Annotated in this window: 23 protein-coding genes and 1 pseudogene; 16 read left to right on the forward strand and 8 right to left on the reverse strand. The window is 69.0% G+C overall.

What is annotated here, in order from left to right; all coding sequences use genetic code 11:
• The first annotated feature begins 135 nt into the window (after positions 1 to 135).
• From H5J31_RS39765 to H5J31_RS04180, 4 genes are all read left to right on the forward strand, one after another.
• The gene (locus H5J31_RS39765) at positions 136 to 630 is read left to right on the forward strand and encodes a LysM peptidoglycan-binding domain-containing protein (RefSeq protein ID WP_236004679.1); all 495 of its coding nucleotides are present in this window, start codon (positions 136 to 138) and stop codon (positions 628 to 630) included.
• Positions 631 to 931: 301 nt separating this feature from the next.
• Positions 932 to 1,420 (forward strand): transcriptional regulator NrdR, encoded by a 489-nt coding sequence (gene nrdR, locus H5J31_RS04170; RefSeq protein WP_037304189.1) that lies wholly within the window; start codon positions 932 to 934, stop codon positions 1,418 to 1,420.
• Positions 1,421 to 1,453: 33 nt separating this feature from the next.
• Complete coding sequence (locus H5J31_RS04175) at positions 1,454 to 5,338, forward strand: vitamin B12-dependent ribonucleotide reductase (protein ID WP_181771091.1); 3,885 nt, start codon at positions 1,454 to 1,456, stop codon at positions 5,336 to 5,338.
• 80 nt (positions 5,339 to 5,418) lie between these two features.
• The gene (locus H5J31_RS04180; RefSeq protein ID WP_181771092.1) at positions 5,419 to 6,087 is read left to right on the forward strand and encodes a hypothetical protein; all 669 of its coding nucleotides are present in this window, start codon (positions 5,419 to 5,421) and stop codon (positions 6,085 to 6,087) included.
• On the opposite strand, the gene H5J31_RS04185 is transcribed toward H5J31_RS04180, so the two are convergent.
• From H5J31_RS04185 to H5J31_RS04195, 3 genes are read right to left on the reverse strand one after another with little or no spacing between them, the layout of a single operon-like run.
• Positions 6,069 to 6,431, reverse strand: coding sequence for a DoxX family protein (locus tag H5J31_RS04185; protein WP_181771093.1), 363 nt, complete (start codon positions 6,429 to 6,431; stop codon positions 6,069 to 6,071). The genes H5J31_RS04180 and H5J31_RS04185 overlap by 19 nt on opposite strands.
• Before the next feature lie 38 nt (positions 6,432 to 6,469).
• Positions 6,470 to 7,519 (reverse strand): DUF2293 domain-containing protein, encoded by a 1,050-nt coding sequence (locus H5J31_RS04190; protein WP_181771094.1) that lies wholly within the window; start codon positions 7,517 to 7,519, stop codon positions 6,470 to 6,472.
• A gap of 18 nt (positions 7,520 to 7,537) precedes the next feature.
• Complete coding sequence (locus H5J31_RS04195) at positions 7,538 to 8,137, reverse strand: CGNR zinc finger domain-containing protein (protein WP_181771095.1); 600 nt, start codon at positions 8,135 to 8,137, stop codon at positions 7,538 to 7,540.
• A gap of 55 nt (positions 8,138 to 8,192) precedes the next feature.
• Here H5J31_RS04195 and H5J31_RS04200 point away from each other — a divergent pair, with 55 nt between their 5' ends.
• Positions 8,193 to 8,591: an SRPBCC domain-containing protein gene (locus tag H5J31_RS04200; protein ID WP_181771096.1), complete on the forward strand. Its 399-nt coding sequence runs from the start codon at positions 8,193 to 8,195 to the stop codon at positions 8,589 to 8,591.
• A 15-nt stretch (positions 8,592 to 8,606) separates the two neighbouring features.
• Here the strand turns inward: H5J31_RS04200 and H5J31_RS04205 are convergent, their stop codons facing one another.
• Positions 8,607 to 9,194 (reverse strand): TetR/AcrR family transcriptional regulator, encoded by a 588-nt coding sequence (locus H5J31_RS04205; RefSeq protein WP_181771097.1) that lies wholly within the window; start codon positions 9,192 to 9,194, stop codon positions 8,607 to 8,609.
• Between the two features lie 92 nt (positions 9,195 to 9,286).
• On the opposite strand from H5J31_RS04205, the gene H5J31_RS04210 reads away from it, so the two are divergent.
• Both H5J31_RS04210 and H5J31_RS04215 read left to right on the forward strand, forming a co-directional pair.
• Positions 9,287 to 9,943 (forward strand): FMN-dependent NADH-azoreductase, encoded by a 657-nt coding sequence (locus H5J31_RS04210; protein ID WP_181771098.1) that lies wholly within the window; start codon positions 9,287 to 9,289, stop codon positions 9,941 to 9,943.
• Entirely contained in the window at positions 9,943 to 10,257 is a 315-nt protein-coding gene (locus H5J31_RS04215; protein ID WP_181771099.1) for a DMT family transporter, read from the forward strand. The genes H5J31_RS04210 and H5J31_RS04215 overlap by 1 nt, the downstream gene beginning before the upstream one ends.
• A 73-nt stretch (positions 10,258 to 10,330) precedes the next feature.
• On the opposite strand, the gene H5J31_RS04220 is transcribed toward H5J31_RS04215, so the two are convergent.
• Positions 10,331 to 12,340 (reverse strand): prolyl oligopeptidase family serine peptidase, encoded by a 2,010-nt coding sequence (locus H5J31_RS04220; RefSeq protein ID WP_181771100.1) that lies wholly within the window; start codon positions 12,338 to 12,340, stop codon positions 10,331 to 10,333.
• Between the two features lie 117 nt (positions 12,341 to 12,457).
• Here H5J31_RS04220 and H5J31_RS04225 point away from each other — a divergent pair, with 117 nt between their 5' ends.
• The 3 genes from H5J31_RS04225 to H5J31_RS04235 are packed head-to-tail and all read left to right on the forward strand — an operon-like array spanning position 12,458 to position 14,348.
• The gene (locus H5J31_RS04225; protein WP_181771101.1) at positions 12,458 to 13,390 is read left to right on the forward strand and encodes a neutral zinc metallopeptidase; all 933 of its coding nucleotides are present in this window, start codon (positions 12,458 to 12,460) and stop codon (positions 13,388 to 13,390) included.
• On the forward strand, positions 13,387 to 13,887 hold the full coding sequence (locus tag H5J31_RS04230) for a hypothetical protein (RefSeq protein ID WP_181771102.1): 501 nt from the start codon (positions 13,387 to 13,389) through the stop codon (positions 13,885 to 13,887). Before H5J31_RS04225 ends, H5J31_RS04230 begins: the two co-directional genes overlap by 4 nt.
• 29 nt (positions 13,888 to 13,916) lie before the next feature.
• The gene (locus H5J31_RS04235) at positions 13,917 to 14,348 is read left to right on the forward strand and encodes a CBS domain-containing protein (RefSeq protein ID WP_181771103.1); all 432 of its coding nucleotides are present in this window, start codon (positions 13,917 to 13,919) and stop codon (positions 14,346 to 14,348) included.
• 64 nt (positions 14,349 to 14,412) lie between these two features.
• Here the strand turns inward: H5J31_RS04235 and H5J31_RS04240 are convergent, their stop codons facing one another.
• Positions 14,413 to 16,218, reverse strand: coding sequence for a glycoside hydrolase family 15 protein (locus H5J31_RS04240; RefSeq protein ID WP_181771104.1), 1,806 nt, complete (start codon positions 16,216 to 16,218; stop codon positions 14,413 to 14,415).
• A gap of 196 nt (positions 16,219 to 16,414) precedes the next feature.
• Between H5J31_RS04240 and H5J31_RS04245 the strand changes: the two genes are divergently transcribed.
• The 3 genes from H5J31_RS04245 to H5J31_RS39770 are packed head-to-tail and all read left to right on the forward strand — an operon-like array spanning position 16,415 to position 18,557.
• Positions 16,415 to 16,948, forward strand: a complete 534-nt coding sequence (locus H5J31_RS04245; RefSeq protein ID WP_181771105.1) for a DUF1269 domain-containing protein — start codon at positions 16,415 to 16,417, stop codon at positions 16,946 to 16,948.
• A complete protein-coding gene (locus H5J31_RS04250) occupies positions 16,945 to 17,385 on the forward strand; it encodes a DUF7144 family membrane protein (RefSeq protein WP_181771106.1) in 441 nt (146 codons plus the stop codon). The genes H5J31_RS04245 and H5J31_RS04250 overlap by 4 nt, the downstream gene beginning before the upstream one ends.
• Entirely contained in the window at positions 17,379 to 18,557 is a 1,179-nt protein-coding gene (locus H5J31_RS39770) for an AI-2E family transporter (RefSeq protein WP_328701374.1), read from the forward strand. The genes H5J31_RS04250 and H5J31_RS39770 overlap by 7 nt, the downstream gene beginning before the upstream one ends.
• Here H5J31_RS39770 and H5J31_RS04255 read toward each other — a convergent pair.
• Positions 18,500 to 19,063: pseudogene (locus H5J31_RS04255) on the reverse strand (GAP family protein); the annotation flags it as partial. The gene H5J31_RS39770 and the pseudogene H5J31_RS04255 sit on opposite strands and share 58 nt — an antisense overlap.
• 352 nt (positions 19,064 to 19,415) lie before the next feature.
• Between H5J31_RS04255 and H5J31_RS04260 the strand changes: the two are divergent.
• Together H5J31_RS04260 and H5J31_RS04265 are read left to right on the forward strand one after the other, a co-directional pair.
• Positions 19,416 to 19,628, forward strand: a complete 213-nt coding sequence (locus tag H5J31_RS04260; RefSeq protein WP_181771108.1) for a hypothetical protein — start codon at positions 19,416 to 19,418, stop codon at positions 19,626 to 19,628.
• Positions 19,613 to 22,258 carry a LuxR C-terminal-related transcriptional regulator gene (locus H5J31_RS04265; protein ID WP_181771109.1) on the forward strand — a complete coding sequence of 882 codons (2,646 nt, stop codon included), beginning with the start codon at positions 19,613 to 19,615 and terminating at the stop codon, positions 22,256 to 22,258. Before H5J31_RS04260 ends, H5J31_RS04265 begins: the two co-directional genes overlap by 16 nt.
• A gap of 36 nt (positions 22,259 to 22,294) precedes the next feature.
• On the opposite strand, the gene H5J31_RS04270 is transcribed toward H5J31_RS04265, so the two are convergent.
• Positions 22,295 to 23,869 carry a DUF4139 domain-containing protein gene (locus H5J31_RS04270; protein ID WP_181771110.1) on the reverse strand — a complete coding sequence of 525 codons (1,575 nt, stop codon included), beginning with the start codon at positions 23,867 to 23,869 and terminating at the stop codon, positions 22,295 to 22,297.
• 83 nt (positions 23,870 to 23,952) lie between these two features.
• On the opposite strand from H5J31_RS04270, the gene H5J31_RS04275 reads away from it, so the two are divergent.
• Positions 23,953 to 25,764, forward strand: coding sequence for a Xaa-Pro dipeptidyl-peptidase (locus H5J31_RS04275; protein ID WP_181771111.1), 1,812 nt, complete (start codon positions 23,953 to 23,955; stop codon positions 25,762 to 25,764).
• Positions 25,765 to 25,843: the final 79 nt, after the last annotated feature.

A 25,843-nucleotide genomic window follows, 5' to 3' on the forward strand; every position in this document is an offset into this window, starting at 1 on the left:
GTGTCGCTCGATTTTTGTCGGTGGGAGGTGGTACACATTCGCACGGGCGTTCGATAGAACGCTTGTTCGATCTTGATCGCCAGGGCCTGGTCCTGGCGCTGGACCTGAGTGATGCAGGACTGCGAGGAGGTTCCGATGTCGATTCTGGCCGATCGAGGACTGGCGCGACCCAGTTCCCCCGGGCCCGTTCCGGCAGGAGTGACCCGGCCCGTACGGGTCGTGCGGGGCAGGCGGGCCGAGCCGCTGCGGCCGCCGACCAGGGCGCGGGTCGTGGCAGGGCGTCGTCCCGGCGTCGCCACCGCCTCCCCGGGGTGCCCGGCGCCCCGGCGGCTCCCGCTCCGGTGGCCGTCGCTCGCCGCGATGGCCTTGCTGGTCGCCGGCGTCGTCACCGGATTGGGTCTGTTCTTGGCGGGCGTTCCCGGCGCCGCGGTGCCCGAACGGACCACCACGGTGTCCGTTTCCGCCGGGGAGACGCTGGCCGATCTCGCGGCGCGATTCGCGCCAGGGAGCGACACCGGCGCGGTCGTCGCCAAGATCAAGGAGCTCAATTCCCTGGAAGGCGCCGTTCTCGTGCCCGGACTGCCGCTCACGGTCCCGGTCGCGGCCGAAGTCGCCGAGGGTGGGAGGTGACCGGAAAGGCCTGCTCACCCACTGCGGGTGAAGTCCCCTTTCGTGTCTGATCGACCCGCCGGTAGCGCTTGCGTGCGCCCCACCTGCGATCTAGTCTCCACCGCTATATGTAGTAGTTACATGGCTGTAGTTGGTCCATAGCTTGGGGTAGACTCGGTACCAGTTGTCCACAGCTGGCCGGTGTTCACCCACCGGATGTCCACAGATCGATCCACATGTCGATCTTTCCCATCGTTGCGTGGCGGCAGGGAACGGATGTCCACTCGGGACCGGCCGGCGCGGAGGGGAAGGTGATCGGCGGATGAGGTGCCCGTTCTGCCGGCATGCGGACTCTCGGGTCGTCGACTCCCGAGAGGTGGATGAGGGTCAGGCGATCCGGCGGAGGCGCTCGTGCGCCGCTTGCGGCCGGCGCTTCACCACTTCGGAGACGATGGTGCTCGCCGTCGTCAAGCGATCCGGGGTCACCGAGCAGTTCAGCCGGGACAAGGTCGTCCGGGGGGTGCGCCGCGCCTGCCAGGGCAGGCCGGTCGACGACGACGCGCTGCAGCAGCTCGCGCAGCGGGTCGAGGAATCGATCCGGTCGGCGGGGCTGGCGGAGATCCCGAGTCACGAGGTCGGCCTGGCGATCCTGGGTCCGTTGCGTGAACTCGACGGCGTCGCCTATCTCCGGTTCGCGAGTGTCTACCGCTCCTTCTCCTCGGTCGAGGACTTCGAGAAGGAGATCTCGGACCTCCGTGAGGCCATGGCTGCCGCACCGGACGAGAGCGATCAAGACGCGAAAGACGGCTGATGCCGCCTCCCGCGTGGGAGTGAGGGAAGACCCATGACCGAGACCGTGGGAACAGGTAACCCGGCCACAACGCGGACGAATGGGAAGAAGAAGCAGCCGGGCGGGCTCACCGTGCGGCGCGTCTTCACCACCGAGGGCGTCCATCCCTACGACCAGGTCACCTGGGAGCAGCGGGACGTCGTGATGACGAACTGGCGCGACGGCACGGTCAACTTCGAGCAGCGGGGCGTCGAGTTCCCCGAATCCTGGTCGGTCAACGCGACGAACATCGTCACCAGCAAATACTTTCGGGGCGCCGTCGGTTCGCCGCAGCGCGAGCAGAGCCTCAAGCAGCTGATCGACCGTGTCGTGCGTTCCTATGTCGGCGCCGGCCGTGAGCACGGCTACTTCGCGAGTCCCGCCGACGCCGAGGTCTTCGAGCACGAACTGACCTGGATGCTGCTGCACCAGGTGTTCAGCTTCAACTCGCCGGTGTGGTTCAACGTCGGCACCACCTCGAAGCAGCAAGTCTCGGCGTGTCAGCCCTATGACGCGCTGGTCAACACTCCCGGCGGCGCGGTTCCCATCGGGCGCATCGTCGAGCTGAACGCGGTAGGTGCCAAAGTCTATGACGCGCACGGCCTTACCCAGGTCGTCGCCACGAAGGCAAACGGGATCAAGGAGGTCCTTCGCCTCACGACCAAGTCCGGCCACCGTCTCGACGTGACCGCCGATCATCTCGTCTGGCGCTCGACAGGGAGCGGCGGATCCTTTGTGCCCGCCGGAGAACTCCGCCCCGGAGACACTCTCGAATGGCATCGGCGCGATGCCTTCGGTGAGGCCGAAATCAACGAACTGGACGTGGCCGAGGCCGCGCTCGCGGGCTGGTTGCAATCGGATGGCTTCGTCGGACAGTACGAGGGGACCAACCGGTCGCTGACCATCGAGGCCATGACGGTCACCGATGCCGAACTGGCGTGGGTGCATCGCGCTCTCGACCGTGTCTTCCCCGATGTCCACCGTCATGAGCGGAAGGTCGAGGCGCAGGATCAGTCGCTGGACTGCCGTCGCACTCGTCTTTACGGGACCGGACTGGAATCGTTCGTGAGTGCTTGGAACCTACGTGCTCGCGGCCTCGACATGACCGTTCCCGAGAACTTGAACACCGCACCTCTACCCGTCGTCACCGCGTACCTCCGGAGCATTTTCCAAGCCGAGGGTTACGTGTCCGAACGTGAGCGGTCGACGTTGGTCGGGCTCGACATGATCAGTGAAGAGCTGATCCGCGGAATCCAGCACCTTCTTTCGAGGTTCGGCATTTTCGCGCGGGTCGGCAAGGCGGAGAAGCGGGACAACCGGCACGACCTGTGGGGCATTCGGATCCAGAACGCGGGTGACCGCCGGATTTTCGCCGACGCCATCGGTTTCCTCGACCCGGTCAAGGCCGCGAAGCTCGAAGCATCGTTCGAGAAGCCAGGACGTCCCGCGCTGGAGACCGAACGTCTGCAGATCGCGGCCATCGAGAGCCGTGGCGAGATGCCGGTCTACGACATCCAGACGGAATCCGGCGAGTACCTGTCCGGTAACCTCCGCGTCCACAACTGTTTCATCCTTTCGGTCGACGACACCATGGAGTCGATCCTCAACTGGTACCGCGAGGAAGGCCTGATCTTCAAGGGCGGCTCCGGCGCCGGCCTGAACCTCTCCCGCATCCGTTCCTCGCGTGAGCTGCTGTCCTCCGGCGGCACCGCGTCCGGCCCGGTGTCGTTCATGCGCGGCGCCGACGCGTCCGCGGGCACCATCAAGTCCGGCGGCGCCACCCGGCGCGCGGCGAAGATGGTCGTGCTCGACGTCGACCACCCGGACGTCGAGGAGTTCGTGCAGACCAAGGCGCGCGAAGAGGAGAAGATCAAAGTCCTCCGCGACGCCGGGTTCGACATGGACCTCTCCGGTTCGGACATCACCTCCGTCCAGTACCAGAACGCGAACAACTCGGTGCGCGTCTCGGACGAGTTCATGCAGGCGGTCGAGACCGAGGGCGAGTTCGGCCTGCGGGGCCGGATGACCGGCGAGGTCCTCGAGCGCGTCGACGCCAAGAAGCTGTTCCGCACCATCGCGCAGGCCGCCTGGGAGTGCGCGGACCCCGGCCTCCAGTACGACGGCACGATCAACGACTGGCACACCTGCCCCGAATCGGGCCGGATCACCGCGTCCAACCCGTGCTCGGAGTACATGCACCTGGACAACTCCAGCTGCAACCTCGCCTCGCTGAACCTGCTCAAGTTCGCCACCGCGGACGGCGGGTTCGACGCGCCGCTGTTCGCGAAGGCCGTCGAGCTGGTCATCACCGCGATGGACATCTCGATCTGCTTCGCGGACTTCCCGACCGAGGCGATCGGCGACACCACCCGCAAGTTCCGTCAGCTGGGCATCGGCTACGCGAACCTGGGCGCGCTGCTGATGGCGCTCGGGCACGCGTACGACTCCGACGGCGGCCGCGCGCTCGCCGCCGCGATCACGTCGCTGATGACCGGCGTCTCCTACCGGCGTTCCGCCGAACTCGCCGCTGTCGTCGGACCGTACGAGGGTTACGCGCGCAACGCCGAGGCGCACCAGCGGGTCATGCGCAAGCACGCCGCGGCCAACGAACTCGTGCGGACGTACCACGCGAACGACGCCGCGGTCCGCGCGCTCGCCACCCAGGAGTGGAAGCGCGGCATCGAGGTGGGCGAGGTGAGCGGCTGGCGCAACGCACAGGCGAGTGTGTTGGCGCCCACCGGAACCATCGGATTCATGATGGACTGCGACACGACCGGGATCGAGCCGGACTTTTCGCTGGTCAAGTTCAAGAAGCTGGTCGGCGGCGGCTCGATGCAGATCGTCAACCAGACCGTGCCGCGTGCGCTGACCGCGCTGGGCTACCAGGACGAGCAGGTCGAGGCGATCGTCGAGTACATCGCCCAGCACGGCCACGTCGTCGACGCGCCCGGCCTGCGCCCGGAGCACTACGAGGTATTCGACTGCGCGGTGGGGGAGCGGTCCATCGCGCCGATGGGACACGTCCGGATGATGGCCGCGGTGCAGCCGTTCCTGTCCGGCGCGATCTCCAAGACGGTCAACATGCCGGAGTCGGCGACCGTCGAGGAGGTCGAGGAGATCTACTTCCAGGGCTGGAAGTACGGCCTCAAGGCACTCGCGATCTACCGCGACAACTGCAAGGTCGGCCAGCCGCTGTCCACCGGCAAGAAGGAGAAGGCCGAACCCGAAGCCGAAAAGGTCGTCGAGTACCGGCCGGTCCGCAAGCGCCTGCCGAAGAAGCGCCCGAGCCAGACGGTGTCGTTCACCGTCGGCGGCGCCGAGGGCTACCTGCACGCCGGCTCCTACCCGGACGACGGCCTCGGCGAGATCTTCGTGAAGCTCGGCAAGCAGGGGTCGACCCTCTCCGGCGTGATGGACGCGTTCTCGATGTCGATCTCGGTCGGCCTGCAGCACGGGATCCCGCTGGAGTTCTACGTTTCGAAGTTCTCCAACCTGCGTTTCGAGCCCGCCGGGATGACCGACGACCCGGACATCCGGATCGCCACCAGTGTGATGGACTACCTGTTCCGCAGGCTGGCGCTGGACTACCTGCCGTACGAAAAGCGCGCGCAGCTCGGCATCTTCACCGCCGACGAGCGCTCGGCGCAGGTCGAGGCGAACTACGGCGGCGGAACCTCCACCGCGGAACCCGAGAACGTCGACATCGACGCACTTCGGTCCACTGTGGACTCCTCGACGGGCGCTCCCGCCAAGCAGGCGCACTCGACGGCGGAACTGGTGGAGCTGAACCTCGGCACCGCCTCCGACGCGCCGCTCTGCATGACCTGCGGCACCAAGATGCGGCCCGCCGGTTCCTGTTACGCCTGTGAAGGGTGCGGAGCGACCTCCGGCTGCAGCTGATCTCCGAGAAGTGTCATGGAAGGGTCTTTCAGGGCGATTGATGTCCTGAAAGACCCTTCCATGACATCGGAGGCGAGTGCGTGACCACCGACGACGGAATCGTCGATCCGTTCGGCACGATCAAGCAGGCGCTGTGGATCTGCGGTGGACAGTGGGCGGGGAAGTCCACCGTCTCCCGGCTGCTGGCGCACCGCCACGGCATCACCGTCTACCACTACGACGTCCACGACGCCCGCGCCCACCAGGATCGCCGCGTGGCCCACCGCGTCCGGAACGGTTTGCCCACCACGGATCCCGATCCGGATTCGGTATGGGTCGACCCCACCCCCGAGCGGATGGCGGCCGACACGATCGCCGGTTTCCCGGTGCGGTTCGAGTGGGTGCTGGACGATCTGCGCGCCCTGGTTTCCGGCCGCCCGATCCTCGCCGAGGGCTGGGGGCTGCGGCCGGACCTCGTCGCGCCGCTGCTCGATTCGCCGAGGCGGATGATCGTCATGGTGCCCACGGACGACTTCCGTGAGCACCAGATCCGGGTGCTGCCCCGTGCCGCCGCGGTGGGGCGCCGGATCAGCGATCCCGATCCCGCGCTACGGAACCGCTTCGCGCGGGATCGCCTGGTCGCCGAGGACGCCGTGCGCACGGCGAGGAGTCTCGGCATCCGGGTGCTGGAGATCGACGGCACGGACGACGCCGAGGCCGTCGCGGATGTCGTCGCCGAACATTTCGCTCCCTACCTGCCGCCGGCCTGAGCCAGGTCGAGGACGAGCGTCGCCACCGCCAGCGCGAGGAACGTAGCGGGGAAGGCGATGTTGTAGAGCACGCGGGCGCGTACGTGGGTGATGACGGCGCCGATGTAGAACAGCACGAGCCCGATCGCCGCCGCGGTGCCGAGCGGAGGCAGCCAGAGCAGGCCGATCAGCAGTCCCGCCGCCCCGGCCGCTTTCAGTGAAGCCAGCGGCGGGATCCAGGACCGTGGGACGTGGACCTCGGCGGAGTTCTTCAGGACGAACGGGACGTGGGCGAAGTCGGCGGCGGCGATCGCGGCGTTGACCACGATCGTCACGATGGCCACGGTGACATAGGCGGAGAACATCCCTCCTGGACGAGAGCCGCGCCCGAAACGTGACAGGGTCAGCTTCGCCAGCGTTCGAGGACTTCGTCGATGGCGGAGCGGATGCGGTCGCGGGCGGTCTGCCGTTCCACGCCCGCCATGAGGAGGTCGTCGTAGTCGGTGTCCAGATGCCGGATCGAGGCCACGACGGCGAGGAACACCGCCTGCTCGGCCAGTGCCCGTCCGGCGGCGGACCGGCCGACCCGGCCGCTGCCGCGCAGGCCGGCGTGTTCGGCGATGGCCCGCGCCCGGTCGGGCGGGCAGCCGGGGAACATCTCGGTGATGGCCTCGAAGAACCGGGCGGTGAACTCGACGTCTTCCTGGGCGCGGCGCTCTCGATCACGGCCACGGCGGCGTTCGCGGATGTCCTCGTCGGCGAGGCACTGTTCCTCGGCACTGCGCAGTGCCGCCTCTTCGATCAGGATCCCTTGCCGCTCGTGACGTTTCCGCGACCGGTTGAACCGGGTGACCACGGCGGAAAGGCGGCTCGCCTTCTTCGCCCGCCGGGTCAGCGTCGCGTCGCCCGACGGCAGGAACACCAGATGTCCGAGGTCGGCGCACTCGAGGCAGTGCGGTATCTCGTTCTCCATGAACAGGAGGTCGCCGGTGTCACCGCAATCGGCGCAGGCCCAGTCCTTGAGCGCCACCCAGACGACGAGATCCGGGGCTTTCCGTTGGCGGGCCTCTACTTGCGCTCGTTTGGCCTCGGACAGCCCGGGCATGATCCAGTGCGTCCGGAACAGCGGTTCGAGACCGGCCGACTCGCCTGACGTCACCCGCAGCGGGGCACGGTCGCGGGTCGCCCCGACGAGTTCGATCTCGGAGCCTTCGAGTCCTTTTTCCTCGACCCAGCGCTGAAGCGTGCTCAGCGCGAAGCTCAGCTTCTCCGTACTCACCGGCAGCGCCGCGGCCAGGACGGGGATCCTGCGCTGCTGCCAGGCCTTGAGGACGTTCTCCGGCAACCAGCCGATTCCGCTCAGGATGTCGAGCGCGGTCACCGATTTTCGCGTGGACAACAGCTTCTCCGCCGTCTCCACGACGCGCTGTTCCAGTTTCGCCTCGCCTTGCATCGCCGCGAATCCTAGCGATCAGACGGTTTCGGTGCGCGCCCGGTAGGCGCGGATCTTGGCCCGGTTGCCGCAGCGTTCCATCGAGCACCAGCGGCGGTTGCCCGAGCGGGAGGTGTCGAAGAAGAGCAGGTAGCAGTCGCTCGCCGAACACTCGCGGACGCGGCCGGAGCGTTCGCCCGCGATGAGGCCGATCGCGTCGCGGGCGACCGCGCCGAGGAGTTGTTTCCCGGTGACGGGCGGCGCCCAGGCGAGCCGCCGCGTCTCCGGGGCGAGGATCGGGCGCGGGGTCGCGGCCGTCGCGTCGTTCAGGAGGACGACGTCGTCGGACGACTGCGCTTCGCCGTGCGCGAGGGCGGGGGCGACGCGGTAGAGGGCTCCCCGGAGTTCCTTGAGCGCGGCGAGTTCGGCGGGCCGGATCTGGACGTCGGTCAGCGGAGCCGTCAACGCCAGCCGGGAGCCGGTGAACCATTCGGCGAGGTCGGCCGGGGTGTGCGCGATCTCGTACCGCTCGTACGGGCCGGGGCCACCGGTCAGCAGGAGTTCGAGGCTGAGGCTGCCCGGATCGAACCGGTACCGCTCGCCCTGGGCGTTCACGAGCAGTCTTGTTCCCGGAGTCATGTAACCACTATAGTCGGTTTCAGAAACCAGGTAAGACGGTTACGGCGGAGGCGGCATGATCGGGAAGACGAAGGACGCGGGCTGGGAGATCGGCGTGTCCAAGACGGTGTCGTACCCGCTGGAGCACGTTTGGGAGTACCTCTCGGGTCCGGGCCTCGCGGCCTGGCTGGGCGACGTGCGGCTGGAGCCGGAGAAGGGCGCGCCGTACGAGACGGCCGAGGGCACCGTCGGCGAGGTCCGCGGCTATCGCGAGCGCGAGAAGATCCGCCTGACCTGGCGGCCGAAGGGCTGGGACCACGAGAGCACGGTCCAGGTGGGACTCCGTCCGGCCGGGCCGGGCAAGACGGTCGTGGTCTTCCATCAGGAAAGGCTCACCGGGCCGGAGGAGCGCGCCGCGCAGCGCGAGCACTGGCGGGCCGTGATGAAGGTCGTCGTCGACGGCCTCGCCGGCTGATCAGGACGGCGCTCATCAGGACAGGGCCCGCCGCGCCTGCTCGCTCAGCGCGTCGGTGATCCGTTCGGGACTCAGGCCGAGTTCGCCGGTCTGGAAGAGGAAGACCTCGGGCGCGAGGGGCGCCAGCAGGATGTCGGCGAGCGCGTCCGGATCCTTCGCGCCGGCCTGCTCGGCGAGATGGCGGACGTGGGTACGCCACAGCCGGTACGGCCCGGTGGTGAACCGCGAGTGCCCGACTTCGGTACCGAGCACCAGATGTACGTGCCGGGTGAGCAGGCCGGTCATCGCCGCGTAGAACGCGGCCAGCCGCTCGGCGGGTGGCGCGCCGGGGCCCAGCGGGGGAGGGCCGGCGAGCAGCCGCTCCTGCAGCTCCCGCTCGTGTTCGTTCAGCAGGGCGACGGCGATCGCCGAGCGATCCGGGTAGCGGCGGTACAGGGTGGCCCGGCCGACCCCGGCCGCCTTGGCGATGTCCTCCATGGTGACGTCGGCCGCCGGACGCGCCGCGAAGAGTCCTTCGGCGGCTTCCAGGATCTTCGCGCGGTTGCGGGCGGCGTCCGACCGTTCCCGTCCCGGACCGTTCGCGAGCAGATCTTCCGAAGGCATGTCCGCAGCCTAGGGAATATCCGGACGCGACGTCCACTTGTACCCGGCGAAGCAAGTGGACGCCGTGTCCACTTCCTGGTCCGGGAGGCCCGATGAGCCACCTTCTCCACCTCGACTCCAGCGCCCGCAGCGCGTCCTTCTCCCGCGAGCTGAGCGCTCGGTTCGCCGGCGTCTGGCGTGCCGCGCACCCCGGCGCGGGCTACACCTACCGGGACGTGGCGGCCGAGCCGGTGCCGCCGATCGGGCAGGCGTGGACCGAGATCTGCGACGCCCTCCTCGCCGGCGAGATCACCGATCCCGCCGGATACGCGTCGGTGGTGAAGACGCCCGAGCAGCGTGAGGCCTGGGCCGTCATCGAACCGCTGCTGGCCGAACTCCTCGCCGCCGACGTGGTGCTGATCGGCGCGCCGATGTACAACTTCTCGATCCCGGCGAGCCTCAAACTGTGGATCGACCAGGTGACGTTCCCGAAGATGTCGTTGGCGGGCAAGGCTTTCGTGGTCGCCGGGGCGCGAGGCGGCACCTACCTGCCGGGAACGCCGCGCGAGCCGGTCGACCACCACGAGCGCTACCTGCGGGACTTCTTCGCCGGGCATTACGACGTCCACGACGTCACGTTCCTGCACGCCGAACTCACGAACGCGCTCGTCGACCCGCGGCTGAGCCCGCGCGACGCCGACAGGGCCGCGTCGCGGGAAAAGGCGCTGCTGGTCGCGGAAACGCTGGCCTCGACCGGAACGGTGGCCTGATGGGCTGGGGAGTCCTGATCTTCGCGGGCATCGTCGAAGTGGCCTGGTCGCAGAGCATCAAACCGACGGAGAACTTCACCCGGCTCTGGCCGACGGTGCTCTGTTTCGTGCTCGGCGTGGCCGCGGTCTACCTGCTTTCCAAGGCGATGGACTCGCTCCCGGTGGGCACCGCGTACGCCGTGTTCACCGGGATCGGCGCGGTGGGCGCGATCGTGTTCGGCGTCGTGGTCCACAAGGATCCGATGAGTTTCGGGCGGTTCGCCGCGATGGCGCTGATCGTGGGAGGGGTGGTGCTGGCACGCGTGACCGCCTGAACCGGGTGACAGGAAAGGGTCTTTCAAGACATCTCTTGTCCTGAAAGACCCTTTCCTGACGCAGCGGCGGCGCTCAGGCGGTGAGCTTCTCCCACAGGAATTCGAGCATCAGCGCCCATTTGAAGGCCAGCTGCTCGTTGTCGGCCGCGGCGCCGTGCCCGCCCTCGATGTTCTCGTGGTAGCGGACGTCGTGGCCCTGCTCCAGCATCCGCGCGACCATTTTGCGCGCGTGCGCGGGATGCACCCGGTCGTCCCGGGTGGACGTGACGAACAGGACCGGCGGGTAGTCCGCTCCACTTCGGACGTTCTGGTACGGCGAGTACTTCCCGATGAAGTCCCATTCCGCCGGGTCGTCGGGGTCGCCGTACTCGGCCATCCACGACGCTCCGGCGAGGAGTTTGTGGTACCGCTTCATGTCCAGCAGTGGCACCTGGCTCACGATCGCGCCGAACAGGTGCGGGTACCGCGTGAGCATGACGCCCATCAGCAGCCCGCCGTTGCTGCCGCCCTGGATGCCGAGGCGGCCCGGCTGGGCGATACCGCGTTCGAGGAGATCGGCGGCGACCGCCGAGAAGTCCTCGTAGACCTTGTACCGCTTGGCCTTGGTGACCGAGGTGTGCCAGCTCGGCCCGTACTCGCCGCCGCCGCGGATGTTCGCGACGACGTACGTGCCGCCGCGCGAGAGCCAGCCTCGGCCGATCACGCCGCTGTAGCCGGGGGTCAGCGAGACCTCGAAGCCGCCGTACCCGGTCAGCAGCGTCGGGCCGCCTTCAGCGCCCGAGGGGCGTACGACGAAGTACGGGATCTTCGTGCCGTCCTCCGACGTCGCGAAGTACTGCGAGACCGTCATGCCTTCGCTGTCGAAGAACGCTGGAGCCCGCTTGAGCACTTCGACGTCGCCGCCGACGTGCCCGTAGCTCAGCGTCGACGGCTGGGTGTAGCCGCTGGAGTCGAGCAGGTACTCGTCGCTGACGTCGGGGTCGGTGCCGGTGATCTCCGCCGTGCCCAGTTCGGGGGCGCCGGCGAGCGGCTGCGAGCTCCAGCCGTCCTCCGGGGTGAGCACGCGCAGTTCGGTCCGGACGTCGGACAGCGTCGAGAGCAGCAGGTGGTTGTGCGTCCACGCCCAGTACTCCAGCGACGTGTGCGCGTCCGGGGTGAACAGCGTCGTGAAGGTGCGCTCGCCGGCCATGAACGCGTCGAAGCCGGAGGCGAGCAGGGTGCCCGTCGGGTAGGTGGTGCCGTCCACCGTCCAGTCCGAACGGAGGCGGATCAGCAACCACTCGCGGTGCGAGGACGTCTGCGCGTCTTCGGGGACCTCGATCCGTTCGAGTCCGCCGGACGTCCGGAGGTAGCGCTCGGTCCGGTAGAAATCTATCGACCGGTAGACGAAGTCGCGCTCGTATCCCTCGGTCGGGTCATGGTGGGCCGACACCGAGACGTCGTCGGGTTTGCCCTCGAAGACCACCGTCGCCTCTTCGAGCGGGGTGCCGCGGCGCCATTCCTTGGCCAGCCGCGGGTAGCCCGAGTTCGTCAGCGTCCCGGTCCCGAAATCGGTGCCGATGTAGACGCGGTCGCGGTCGATCCAGCCGATCCGGGTCTTGGCCTCGGGCACGAAGAAGCCGTCGTCGACGAAGCGGCGTTCGTCGAGGTCGAATTCGCGGACGACGGTCGCGTCGGCGCCGCCGCGCGACAGTTCGACCAGCGCCAGGTGATAGCCCGGCCGCAGCACCGCCGCCCCCTGCCACACCCAGTTCTCGCCGTCGGTCTCGGCCAGCGCGTCGACGTCGAGCAGGAGCTCCCACTCCGGCGCGTCGAGCCGGTACTGCTCCAGCGTGGTGCGGCGCCACAGGCCGCGGGGGTTCGCCGAGTCCTGCCAGAAGTTGTACAGATACTCGCCGCGGCGCCGGACGTACGGGATCCGGTCGTCGGCGTCGAGGACCTCGCGGACCTCGTCACGGATCCCGGCGAATCGGTCACCGGTGGACAGCTCCGCCAGAGCCTCGGCGTTGCGGGCTCGCACCCAGTCCAGCGCTTCGGCGCCGGTCACGTCTTCCAGCCACAGGTACGGGTCCTCGTCACTCATGTCCACAGTCTCGCCGGGGTGCCCGCCCCGGCGCCACCAGACGTCCGTTTTCGGCGCGTGTCTTCGCCTGACCTGCTCACCTCCGTATGCTGATGACTCGCACGCTTGGGGGAGACCATGACCGGCACCGACGAGGTACCCAGACCGTTCACGCCGTTTCCCCCTCGCCCCGAACGGCCACGCAACACCGGTGCCGCCGTGGTCGGCCTGCTCCTCGTCGCCGCCTTGACCGCCGCGGGGATGGCGATGGCGGGCGGACCGCGGACGGTCGACGGCCAGGCCCTCGCGGTGCCCGGCGCGCTGACCTCCGAAGGCGCCAAGGCGCCGGCCGGGAAGGCGAAACCCGCGCCCAAGGAGGTGCGGGAACTGGAGACGAACCCGTTGCTGGCCGAGGGCGTCGCGCTGGGCGCGGTGACCTGCCGTCTGCCGCCGATCAGCCGCGACCCGGCGAAGCTGGAGGCGTACTACAAGACCTTCGCCGCGTGTCTCGCCGACGCCTGGAAACCGGCGCTGGAGCAGGCGAACGAGCCGGCCTTGACGGCGACCGTGCAGGTGACCCTGCCCGAGACCAGCGCCTGCGGGAAGGCGCCGAGCGAGAACGAAGCCGTCGCCTACTACTGCGGCGGCGACACCACGATCTACGCGCCTACGGAGTGGATGCTGAGCGACGCGGGCCTCGAACGGTCTCGTCACCTCGCGACGATGGCCCACGAGTACGGGCACCACGTCCAGCGTTCCAGCGGGATCCTGTCGGCGGCCGCGGAGAAGATGTCCTCGCCGGACGAGGACAGTCCGGCCGACAAGGAACTGGTCCGCCGCATCGAACTGCAGGCCAACTGCTTCGGCGCGCTCGCCATCGCCGCCGCGGCGGGCCGCGGTTCGATCAGCAACTCGCTGGCCAACGCCGCCCTCGCCGACTACGGCCGCACCGACGACAGCGACACCCACGGCAGCCGCCGCAACCAGCTGAAATGGGCGAAGGCGGGGTTCTCCGGCAAGGCGACGTCGTCGTGCAACACCTGGGCCGCTCCGGCGTCGGAGGTGAAATGACCGACGACGTGATGGCCGAGATCGACACCGGACTCCAGCTGCACATCTCCGGCGACCGGGCCGGTGCGCGCGAGAAGTTCGCCGCGCTGTGGGAACGGATCGGCGAGGACGGCGATCGGCTGCACCGGTGCGCGCTCGCGCACTACATGGCCGACGTCTGCGACGACCCTGCCGACGAGCTCGCCTGGGATCTCCGCGCGCTCGCGGCGGCGGATTCGCTCACCGACGAACGCGCCCAGGAGTACCACGCGACCCTGGCGGTGCGCGGTTTCTATCCGTCGCTGCACCTGAACCTCGCCGAGGATTACCGCAAACTCGGTGATCACGAGGCCGCCAAGGCCCAGTGGGCGCTCGGACGGGGGACGCTCGGCGCGCTCGGTGACGACGCGTACGGCGCCGGGATCATCGAGGCCTACAACGCGCTCGCGACCAGGCTGGACATCGAAACGGACTCTCCGGACTTTCGCCCGAGGCGATCAGGCCATAACCTGGAGTGACTCAGGTCACCCATCCGGGAGGAGCGCGTATGCGGATTTCCGATCTGTTGCGGAACAAGGGGGCGGCCGTCGCGACCGTCTCGCCGGAGACGAACGTCAGTGAACTGCTCGAGAGACTCGCGAAGCACAACGTCGGTGCCCTGGTGGTCGTCGACGACGAAGGCGGGATCGTCGGGATCGTCTCCGAACGGGACGTGGTGCGCCGACTCAACGAGCGCGGACCCCAGCTGCTCGACGGATCGGTGTCCGCGATCATGACGAAGATGGTCGCCAGCTGTACCCCCGAGGACTCGGTGGACCAGCTGTCGGTGCTGATGACCGAACGCCGCATCCGGCATGTGCCGGTCGTGGTGGACGGCAGGCTCGCCGGGATCGTGAGCATCGGAGACGTCGTGAAGACGCGGATGGAAGAGCTCGAAAAGAGCCAGGAACAGCTCGAGGCCTACATCTCACAGGGCTGAGCCGCCGACGAAAGGGCCGTTCCCGGGACAGTCGCCCGGGAACGGCCCTTTTCGCGCGGCGGGTTCAGCCGATGGCTTCGTCCAGTGTGAGCGCCGCGTCGATGAGTCCGAGATGGGTGAACGCCTGCGGGAAGTTGCCGAGCTGCTCACCGGTCGGGCCGATCTCCTCGGCGTAGAGGCCGACGTGGTTGGCGTAGGTCAGCATCTTCTCGAACACCAGCCGTGCCTTCTCCGGATGACCGGCGCGGGCGAGCGCCGTGACGTAGCCGAACGTACAGAGCGAAAAGGTGCCCTCGTTGCCTCGCAGGCCGTCGGGAGAGGCGCTCGGGTCGTAGCGGTAGACGAGGCTGTCGGTGACGAGCTCGTTCTCGATGCCGTCCAGGGTCGCTTGCCAGCTGGGGTCGCGCGGGGTGATGAAACCGACGTCGGCCATGCGCAGCAGTGACGCGTCGAGCGAGGTCGAACCGTAGCGCTGGACGAAGGCCTGTTTGAGCGGATTCCAGCCGTGCTCCCAGATCTGGTCGTGGACGCGGTCGCGTTCGCGCCGCCAGGAGTCGAGCGCGCCGGGGCTGCCGTGCGCCGTCGCGAGCCGGATGCCGCGGTCGAAGGCGACCCAGCTCATGAGCCTGCCGTAGGTGAAATCGGCCTTCCCTTCCCGGGTCTCCCAGATCCCCTCCTCCGGCTGATCCCAGTTCGCCGCGAGCCAATCGAGCAGACCCTCCAGCGCCTTCCAGCCTTCGTGCCCGACCTCGGCGCCCCGCCGGTCGGCCTGGTACACCGTGTCGAGCAGTTCGCCGTAGACGTCGAGCTGGAGCTGATCGGACGCGGAGTTGCCGATCCGCACCGGCACCGAACCGCGGTAGCCGGACCAGTGCGCGAGGGATTCCTCCAGGAGATCCGAAGACCCGTCGACGCGGTACATGATCTTGAGCCGGCCGTCGCCGCGCAGATGCCGATCCCGCAGCCAACGGGCGAAGGCGACCGCCTCGTCGGTGAAACCCAGTGCCAGCAACGAAGAGACCGACAAGGACGCGTCCCGCACCCAGGAGTAGCGGTAGTCCCAGTTCCGTTCGCCGCCGACCTGTTCCGGCAGGCTCGTCGTCGGCGCGGCGACCATCGCCCCGGTCGGCGCGTAGGTCAGCAGTTTGAGGGTGATCGCCGATCGGTCGACCATCTCGCGCCAGCGCCCCCGGTAGGTCGACCGGCTCAGCCAGTCACGCCAGAACCCGACCGTCTCCTGGAAGGCCTGCTCGATCTCGGCGACCCGGATCGCCCGTGGCTCCCCGCCGTTCCATTCGAGTGTGAAACCGCGCATCTGCCCGGTTTCCAGGGTGACGGAGCCGTAGACGCCGCCTTCGATGACGTGGACGTGGGCCAGTTGCGCGTCCCCGGGTTCGCGGACCGCGTTCAGGGTCAACGCGGCCCTCCCGCTGTCGAACAGCACGCCGTTTTCGGTGACCGTGGTGAGGTGCGGACGGCGCGCGTAGTCGAAGCGCGGTACGACGTCCACGGAGAACTCGATACGCCCGCGCACGCAACGGATCATCCGGATCAGGCGGTGTCCGGTGGCGGCGCCCGGCCCGGGGACCGGGCGCAGGAAGTCGATGACCTCACCGGTGCCCAGCCGGGTGGTGAACCTGGTGATCAGGACCGCGGTGCCGGGAAAGTAGAACTGCCGCGACGTGTACGGCTCCCGGACGGGACGGACACGGCAGTGGCCGCCGTCCGGATCCAGGAGCGAGGCGAACACACTCGGCGAATCGAACCGGGGACAGCAGAACCAGTCGATCGCGCCGTCGGTGCTCACCAGCGCGGCGGTTCTCAGGTCCCCGATCAACCCGTGGTCGGCGATCGAAGTGTGGTTTTCCACGGGCGACTCCTTGCCAGCTGGGGGTTTTCGACCTTTCGACAAGACTGATCCGGCTCCGGGCAGCGGGCATCACCTCCGCCGGATGAGTTCGCCGCCGCACCGGCGCTCATCCGCCACAGGTGATGTGCGCACCCCCGGCGCGGCTGTGCGATGGCCACCGTCGAAACACCCACTTTTCGAGAAGGGACGGTGAGCCGTGGACACGTTGACCATCTGGATGTTCCGCTCGGCCGAAGGAGCGGATCGCGCGGCGGAGACGGTGAAGGGCCTGGCCAAGAACCAGCTCATCTCGGTGCACGACGCCGCGACGGTGTCGTGGCCGGAAGGAGCCTCCAAGCCGAAACTGCGCCAGTTGCGCAATCTGGCCGGCCGGGGCGCGCTGAGCGGCGCGTTCTGGGGACTGCTCTTCGGCCTGATCTTCCTGGTGCCGTTGCTCGGCGCGGCACTCGGCGCCGCGGCGGGGGCGTTCGGCGGTCTGGCGTCGGACTACGGCATCGACGACGACCTGATCAAACAGATCAGGGGAGAGGTCACCGAAGGCACGTCCGCCTTGTTCCTGCTCAGTTCGGGTGCCGTCATCGACAAGGTGCGGGATGCCTTCGCCGGTAAGGAATCGCCGGAGCTGATCTTCACGAACCTGACGGCCGAACAGGAGACCGCGTTGCGCGAAAGCTTTGTGGTGGAACAGGAATCGCAGGACGTCGAGGCGTCGGGGGCGGGGCGGAAATGAGCAGGCAGTGGACGGCCGATCCCGACGTCGTCGAGCGCTCCGGTATCCGGCCGGTCTGGGCCGGGTGGATCGTCTTCGCCAGCGTCATGATGCTCATGCTCGGCGCTTTCGACGTCATCGCCGGGATAGTGGCGCTGGCGCGGGGCGACTACTACATCTCGGGTCCGGAGTACTCGCTCGTCCTGGACGTGACCGGCTGGGCCTGGGCGCATGTGATCGGCGGCGCGCTGGTGGTGATCGCCGGCGGTTTCCTGCTCACGGGTTCCATCTGGGCCCGGGTGGTCGCGGTGCTGTTCGCCGCCGGGAACGCGGTGACCCATCTGGTGTTCCTGTCGGCGCATCCGCTGTGGTCGATGGTCGTGATCGGCCTGTGCGTGACGGTCATCTGGGCGGTCCTCGTCCACGGTGACGAACTGGCGAACCGCGGGTCATGGTGACCGAAGGTCCCGTACCCCGAATACCACGAGCGCTCGTCGTCCTGCTCGGCGCGGCCGCGATCGTGGTCGGCATCGCGGGGATCAGAGCGGTCGCGTGGCTCGCGGCGCCGATGTTGCTGGCGCTCGTCATCGTGATCACGCTCAGTCCCGCGCACGGCCGGCTGCGACGCCTCGGCTTCCCGCGCTGGGCCGCGACGGCGGCGCTCGTGGTTTTCGTCTACGGGGTTCTGCTCGCCTTCTGCGTCGCGATGATCGTGTCGGTCGCCCAGCTCGCGGCGCTCTTGCCGCGGTACGCCGACCGGATCACCGCGCTGTACACGGAAATCGCCGGCGTGCTGGCGAAATTCGGTGCCGGGCCCGCCCCTTTGCGCGATCTCTTCCTGTCGCTCGACCCCGGCAAGCTCGTCTCGTACGCCGGCTCCTTGCTCGCCGATCTGACCGGTGTCACCACGAGCCTGGTCTTCCTGCTGGGGCTGTTGCTGTTCCTCAGCGCCGAAACGGCGGACATCGACGGGCGGATCGCCGGGATAGCGGGAGAACGGGCGCGAACGGCCGAAGCGTTGCGTGACTTCGGCCGTCGCGTCCGGGTGTATCTGGTGGTGACCACGGTCTTCGGGCTCGTCGTCGCGGTGCTGGACGTCGTCGCGCTGGTGCTGCTCGGCGTTCCGCTCGCGCTCCTGTGGGGCCTGCTTTCCTTCGTCACCAACTACATCCCGACGATCGGCTTCCTGCTCGGGCTCGCTCCACCCGCCACTCTCGCCCTCCTCGACGGCGGCTGGCAGACCATGGTGGCGGTCGTGGTGATCTACATCGTCGTCAATTTCGTGCTGCAGTCGCTGATCCAGCCGCGGTACGTCGGCAACGCCGTCGGATTGTCCGCGACGGCGACGTTCGTCGCGCTGGTGTTCTGGGCCTGGGTGCTCGGCCCGCTCGGGACGCTGCTTTCGGTGCCCGCGACGGTGCTGGCGCTGGCCGTCCTCGTCGACGACCCGGGCCGCAGCTGGGTCACCGCGCTGGTGGGTTCGCCGCGGCGGGAACCGGACACCGGTCAGAACAGGATGAGCACCATGAAGAAGAGGCACACGACGATGTTCAGCAGCCAGCCGTGGTCGTTCGTCCAGTCGCGGATGGCGGGCATGACCCGGGCCGCGCGGCGCCGGAAGAGGAGGTAGGCCAGGAGCGGCAGGGCGGCGATCAGCGTGGTGGCCAGGAGGAACGGGACCGCCGCGCCGAATCCCGCCCCGCCGCGGCCGAGGCCGAGACCGACGACGCACATCACGACGACGTCCGACGGAAAGAACGCGATGAGCAGGAATCCGGTACGGAATCCTTGCCGCGGACCCGCCGACATGAGCGATCCGAGCCATTTCGGCGGTTCCGCGGTCTTGCGGTGGGTCCAGTTCCAGATCGCGTAGCCCAGCAGGAGCGCGACGAGCCCGTACTGGATCAGCGTGGAGAGGGAACCGCCCGAACCGGAGACGAGGGGATCGGGCGGCAGGAGTCCCGCCAGCCACGTCGTGAGCGCGGTCCCCGCCGTGACGGCCGTGGCGACACCCGCCACGAACGCGAGCGATGTCGGCACCGCGCGCGCCGTCGTGATCAGGATCAGCGAGGACACGAACTGTGGCCCCGCCATCATGGTGATCGCGAGCGGCAGCACCTTGAGCGAATCCGTCATTTCATTTCCCGTCCGAGGCCTTGGGGACAACGAATCGCGTTGCCCGCCACCGGTTGTCCCCGACGGCGACGGGCAACGCTCGCGCGGCGGTCAAACCGCCGGAGCCCTGGGCAGATTTCGGGCTTCTCGATCCGCGACCTCCAGAATGCGCCGATGGCGCGCGGAGCTCTTCCTTCGTGGCGGGTGAAAGCGAGTTCCCGTAATCGTCACCCAACGCGAGAAATCCCTTCCTTTAACCACTCTTCGCTACGGGAATCACCCCGACTCACCCGCCAGGGAGGAGGTGACGGCCGCACAGGGTGAGCAAGATCGGTTCCCTCACTCGTCCTGGGGAATCGAAAGGAGACAATCTGTGAGCACTGAGCCGCGTCGTCGGTCCAGAGCCAAATTCGTCCTGACCGCACTGACCTTCGTACTGGTCCTTTCGGCACAACCGGGAACCGGCCGGGCCTCGGCGGACGCCGTCCTTTCCGCGTTCGGCGTCGCCGTCGGCGGGACCTCCCGCGTTTTCGCCTTCGCCTGGCATGTCCTTTCCAGCGCGGCGATGTCATGCGCCGGCCGGTGACCCGCGTCGAAGGCACGACATCGGGTAAGCACGACGAAGAGCCGATCGTGGTTCCGTCACCGAAACTGGCCCCGCCACCGCCCGCCTCCGACGTCCTGGAGCGGGACCGGTTGCTGGACGTCCTCGACGAGGCCACCGTGGGCGAGATCCCCAGCGTCACCCTGCTCAACGCACCGGCGGGATCCGGTAAGACCGTTCTGCTCGGCAGCTGGTTCCGGCGACGGGCACGTGGTCAGGCCCTCGGTGAACATCTGGCCTGGGTCTCCTTGGACGTCAACGACAACAAGGTGTTCTCGCTGTGGTCGTCGATCCTGCGGTCGCTGTCCGGACCGGGGTCGATCCCCGGGCCGGCACTGCCGCGGGACGCTTCCGCCCAAGAATGGGTCGGTGCCTTCGTCGACGCGTGTAACAGCCTCCGGCGCCCGGTGATCCTGGTGCTGGACAACGCGCACGAACTGGTCGCGCCGGACGCGGTCAAGAACGTGAACCTGCTCCTGCGTTATCTGCCGTTCGGGGTGCGGGTCGTCATCGCGACGCGGTTCCCGCCGCCGCTGATCCTGCCCCGGATCCGGCTCGAAGGCCGGTTGCGGGAGATCACGGCGCACCAGCTGAACTTCACCGAGGAGGAAACCGGGGAACTGCTCGCCGGGCAGAACCTCGCGCTGACGAAGGCGGATCTGGACGAGATCGTCGACCGGACCCAGGGCTGGGCGGCCGGTCTGCGGTTCCTCACCCTCGCGCTGGCCGCCGACGGGACGATCCGGACCTTCACCGGCGACGACCGCCTGCTGGCCGAGTACCTGTCCGCGGAGATCGTCGGCCCACAGCCCGCGCCGATTCGCGAGTTCCTGCTGAGCACCTCGGTGTGCCAGGACATCACCGAGGAACTGGCCACCCGGCTGACCGGGCAGGAGAACTCCGGGCAGATCCTGTACACGCTCACCCGTACCAACGCGCTCGTGACCCGGCAGGGCCCTCGCTATCGTTGTCATCCGCTGCTGCGCGGCTATCTGCGCGCCGAACTGGGCAGACGGCATCCGCGCGGCCATCGCAGGCTGCACCGGCTGGCGGCGGAATGGTGCACGGAATCGGGTGACGTGCTCGCCGCGCTGGAGCACAGCATCGCCGCACAGGACGAAGAACTGATCACCCGGTACATCCAGCGGTTCGGGCTCCAGACCGTCCTCAAAGGACACGGTGCGCGGTTGCACGCGCTGCTCGGCGCGCTGCCGGAGCACCTCCTGTCCCGGCCACAGGTGGCGCTCGTCGCGGCGATCGCCTCACTCGACGCACAGGACCTCGTCGCCGCGGACCGCCATCTCGGCAGGGTCGACAATTCGGCCCAGCCGCTGCGTTCCGGGCGGTTGCGGGCGTTGAACGCGGTGGCCGTCCTCTACCGGGCGAGGTACGGCGGGCATCTCGACAAGGCGCTCGCCGAACTCCGCGCCACGAGCGCGGGGGACACCGGCGACGTCGACCTCGACCTGCTCGCCCTCGTCCTGGAAGGGATCGCCGCCCTGTGGCTGGGCGACGTCCCGAACGCCAAACTCGATCTGGAGCGCGCGCTGCGGACGGCCACCCTGGAACGGCGCGACGCCGTCCAGCTGCAGTGCGCGATCCACCTCGCGGGAATCGCCCGCGTCCAGGGTGACCTCGCGGAGCTGGCGGTGCACACCGGCACCGCCCTCGACCTGGCGCGTTCCCGGGGCTGGGGCGAGACTTCGCGGACGGCGTTCCTGTACGCCGTTCTCGGGATGGCGGCGTACCAGCGTCTGGACGAGGAGACCGCCCGCCGGTTCTCCGCGCTGGCGACCCGGCTCTCACCGCCGGTCGTGGACCCCGCCGTGGAAATGCTGACGGTGACGCTGAGCGCCGCCGTCGAATTCGGTCTCGCCGCCGATCCGCACGCCGTCGTCGAAACGCTGCGGAACCACCGGAAACGGCTCGCGGCCGCACCGATCGCACCCTGGCTCGTCGCGTGTACGGCGCCGATCGAGCAACGGCTGGCGCTGCGCGTCGGGGAACCCACCTGGGCGGCGGACGTGACCGAACGGCACCGGCATCTGCTGGCGCCCTACGCGGAGCACGCGCTGCTCACGACGCTCGTGCACCTGCACCGCGGGAGGACAGGAGCGGCCCGCCGTCGCCTGCGGCCGGTCATCGAGCGGCAGACCAGGCCGCTGGTGGCGCAGACCCTGATCGAGAGCTGGCTCCTCGAAGCCGTTCTCGCCGATCACGCCGGCGAACAGAACCGGGCGCACGACGCCGTCGGCCGCGCGCTCGACCTCGCGGCGCCTCAGCAGGCGCTCCGGCCGTTCCACGACGCCGGACAGGACGTCCGGGAGCTCCTGGTGCGCGGCGCCGGGCGGTTCGGGCGCACCGAGGAGTTCGCGAGCGCCGTGCTTCAGGCCCTCCCGGCCCGGCCCTCGGCCCCGGTCGACCCGCTCACCTCACGCGAGCTGGAACTCCTCACCGAGCTGCCGTCCATGCGGACCACGGAGCAGATCGCCGATTCGCTGTACGTCTCGGTGAACACGGTCAAGACGCATCTCCGCGGCATCTACCGGAAGCTCGGCGTCAACCACCGCCGCGACGCCGTCGTCGCCGCACGAAGGCGCGGCCTCTTGTAGCCCCCGTCGCCCGACAGCGTCGTCGGGACGGCTCGGCTACTCCCGCCACCCCGCGAGCTCGACACCCTTCGCGACGTCCACGCGATACCCGAGCGTCACGACGGTCTTCGAGCCCGGAGCGAGCGTCAGCCGCCAGGTGTACTCGCCCAGCTCCGTCCGCTCCACCGGGTCCGGCACGGCGCGGACATCGCGGATCGTGATCGCTTCGTCGCGGGAGACCGGAGCCTGGTCCAGCACGGTCACGACGGCTTCACGCGGGCTGTGGTTGCTGATCGTCGTGTCGTAGGAGGCCTCGCGCTTGCGCACGCCGGAGAGCGTCGCCTTGCTCGCCGTGCGGTGCGCGAGTTCGCGGTCGACCCGGATCCGGTCGTCCACGCCGAGGGCGAGTTCGAGTTCCTCGCCGGGCGCCCAGACGTCGAGCCGGGTGGTGCCGACGAACTCGGTCTCGTGGAACACCGACGCCTTCCCCGGCCGCAGGGTGTGGTCCGACGTGTTGACCACGGTCGCGCGCAGGAACGCTTCCGGTGAACGCGCCGGAGCGGTGATGTAGCCCAGTTTCGCCGTCAGGTCGAGCTGCGCCAGCGTCGTCCGGTGGCCCTGCGCGCCGGAAGGCACCGCGACCGGACGTCCCGGCCGGTAGGTGACGGCGGTGGTGCCTTCTTCGGCGGTGGCCGTCCGCGCCGCCATCGGAGCCCCGGCGGGTGCCGCCAGGTTCTGGAAGCCCACGGACTCCGGGATGCCGCCGCCCGCCGGTGACGCCCCGCCGTACGCGGCACGCGCCATCACGGGCGGGGGCGGCTGGACGCGGTCGAGGAACCACGGTTCGAGTTCCGGCACCGTCACGGTGTTCGCCGGCCGCGCGGTGGAGAGGGACAGCTCGCATTCGGGCCAGTCCTCGCCGGTGTGCTGGGTGATCCGCCCGTACCAGGTCACGCTGACGTCCTCGCCGCGGACGCGGACGTCGTAGCCCGGCTCCCAGCTCGCGTTCGTGACCACATAGGACAGTTCGAGCCCGATCTCGGCGCCGTCCTCCTGGCTTTCCAGCTCGACCGTGACCGTGGCGCTGTCCACTTCGGACGTCCCTTGCCTGGACTGGATCTCCCGGTCCAGCGCCTTGAGGTCGTCGCGGAGCCGGGCGAGGCGGATGCCGAGCTCACGCCGTTTCCCCAGCGCTTCGGCCAGCTGCGTGCCGAGCGCGTCGGTGACCTCCGCGACCCGGGGCGGTTCCGCGGTGCCCGCCGCGAGCGCCTTCGCGAAGCTGCCGCCACTGCGCTTCGCCACCCCGGTCAGCAGATCGACCTTCGCGGTCTCCGCGGCGACGGCGTCCGCGACCTCGTCGATCACGGCCTGGTCGGCTCGCCGCTGCTCGGACAGCGCGCGCAGGGAAGCGTCGGCGGGCACCGGATGGCGCTCGACGGCGACGTCGACCCCGGCGATGATCGCCGGCCCGGAACCGGTGACCCGGACCGAATCGGAATCCAGGTTCCACGGCAGGCCGGCGAAGGCGAAGCGCGTTTCGCCGTTCAAGCGCGTCGAAGCCCGCCTCGTGACGCGGGCATGGTGCGGGTAGACGGTGACGGCGACGATCGGTGCTTCCACGGTGCTCGGCATGCCTCCGACGTTAGTCTCTTGACACGTGTTCGGGTGGCCGGAAACCTCAGCTGGGTCTTCGCCCGCCCGCCCTTGGGGGTCCTGTGAGAGTCGCCAGACTCGCCGCTCTGTTCACCGCCGTCCTGGTCCTTCCCGCGACGGCTTCGCTCGCGCAGGCCGACGCGCCGCCGACACCGGTCTTCAAGGACGGTCAGGCGCAACCGGTGTTCAACCCGGCCGACGTCATCCGTGAGAACGTCTGGGTCACCGCGCCGGTCGACAGCGACGGCGACGGCAAGGACGACCTCGTGCACGCCGAGGTCGTGCGGCCCCGCGCGACGCAGCAGGGCATGAAGGTCCCGGTCGTCTACCAGGCCAGCCCGTACTACGCGGGCGGCAACGACGTCGCGAACCACAACGTCGACGTCGAGCTGTACGTACCCGGCGCGAAGCGCGCCCCGGCGGGCCCGCGGATCGCGACCAAGACCGTCGGCCCGAACGCCGCGCCGATCAGCTGGCGCTACCAGGACTACTTCACCGCCCGCGGGTTCGCGGTGGTGTACGGCGAATCGCTCGGCAGCGGCCAGTCCACCGGCTGCCCGAGCACCGGCGACGTCAACGAGACCATCGGCGCGAAGTCCATTGTGGACTGGCTGAACGGCCGGGCGACGGCGCGCGACGCGGCGGGCAAGGCCGCCGTCGCCGACTGGAGCACCGGCAAGACCGGCATGACCGGCGTCTCCTACAACGGGACGCTGCCCAACGCCGTGGCCAGCACCGGTGTCGAAGGACTGGAGACGATCGTCCCGATCGCGGCGATCTCCAGCTGGTACGACTACTACCGCAACGACGGCGCCGTCGTCGCGGCCGGCGGTTTCCAGGGCGAGGACGCGGACGTGCTCGCGGACTACGTCTACACGCGCCAGGACCGCGCCGTCTGCCGCCCGCTGATCGACGGCATCGCCGTCGACCAGGACCGGGTGACCGGTGACTACAGCCCCTTCTGGGACGTGCGGAACTACCGCAACGACGTGCGCAAGGTGCGTGCCTCGGTGCTCGTGGTGCACGGCCTCGGCGACTGGAACGTGAAGACCGACCAGGGCACCCGCTGGTACGAAGCGCTGAAGCAGCACGGCGTCGAGCACAAGATCTGGCTGCACCAGGCCGGCCACGCCGACCCGTACAGCCTTCGCCGCGACGTCTGGCTCGCCACGCTGAACAAGTGGATGTCGCACTACCTCTACGACATCGACAACGGCATCGAGCGCGAGCCGAAGGCCACCATCCAGCGCGAGGACATGTCGTGGGTGGACGAGCCCGAGTGGCCGCTGCCCGGCACCCAGGACGTCAAGCTCTACCCGTGGCCTGGCGGTTCTTCGAAGGGCAAGCTGGACACGCGGAACGCCGTCCCGGGCAAGCCGGCGGTCGAGAAGCTGGCCGACGACGCGAGCAAGACCGTCGAACAGCTCGCCAACGCGGCCTCGTCGGGCAACCGCCTGCTCTACTCCACCACGGCGGCGAAGCAGGCCGTCCGGCTTTCCGGTACCGCCAAGACGAATCTGTCGGTGTCCTTCGACAAGCCCGCCGCGAACGTGACGGCGGTCCTCGTCGACCGCGCCCCGGACGGCACCGCGAAGGTGATCACCCGCGGCTGGACCGACCCGCAGAACCGTCGCGACCCGGCCCGCACCGACCCGATCACCCCCGGTGAGAACTACCAGGTCGAGGTCGAACTCGTCGCGAAGGACTACCTGCTCGCGGCCGGGCACAAGATCGAGTTCCTGGTCGCCTCCAGCGACCACGACTACACGCTCCGGCCCAAGCCGGGCGCCGGGCTCTCGGTCGAACTGAACCGGACGTCGCTGGTGCTGCCGGTGGCGGGCGGGAAACCCGCGCTGCGCGCCGCCTTCGGCTGAGTGCTCCGTCTCCACCCGAATGCCACGTCCGTTCCGGGCGTGGCATTCGGCGTTCCCGGGGGCGGTGAGTCGGGACCGT

It is taken from the genome of Amycolatopsis pittospori (assembly GCF_013870525.1).
Taxonomy (GTDB): domain Bacteria; phylum Actinomycetota; class Actinomycetes; order Mycobacteriales; family Pseudonocardiaceae; genus Amycolatopsis; species Amycolatopsis pittospori.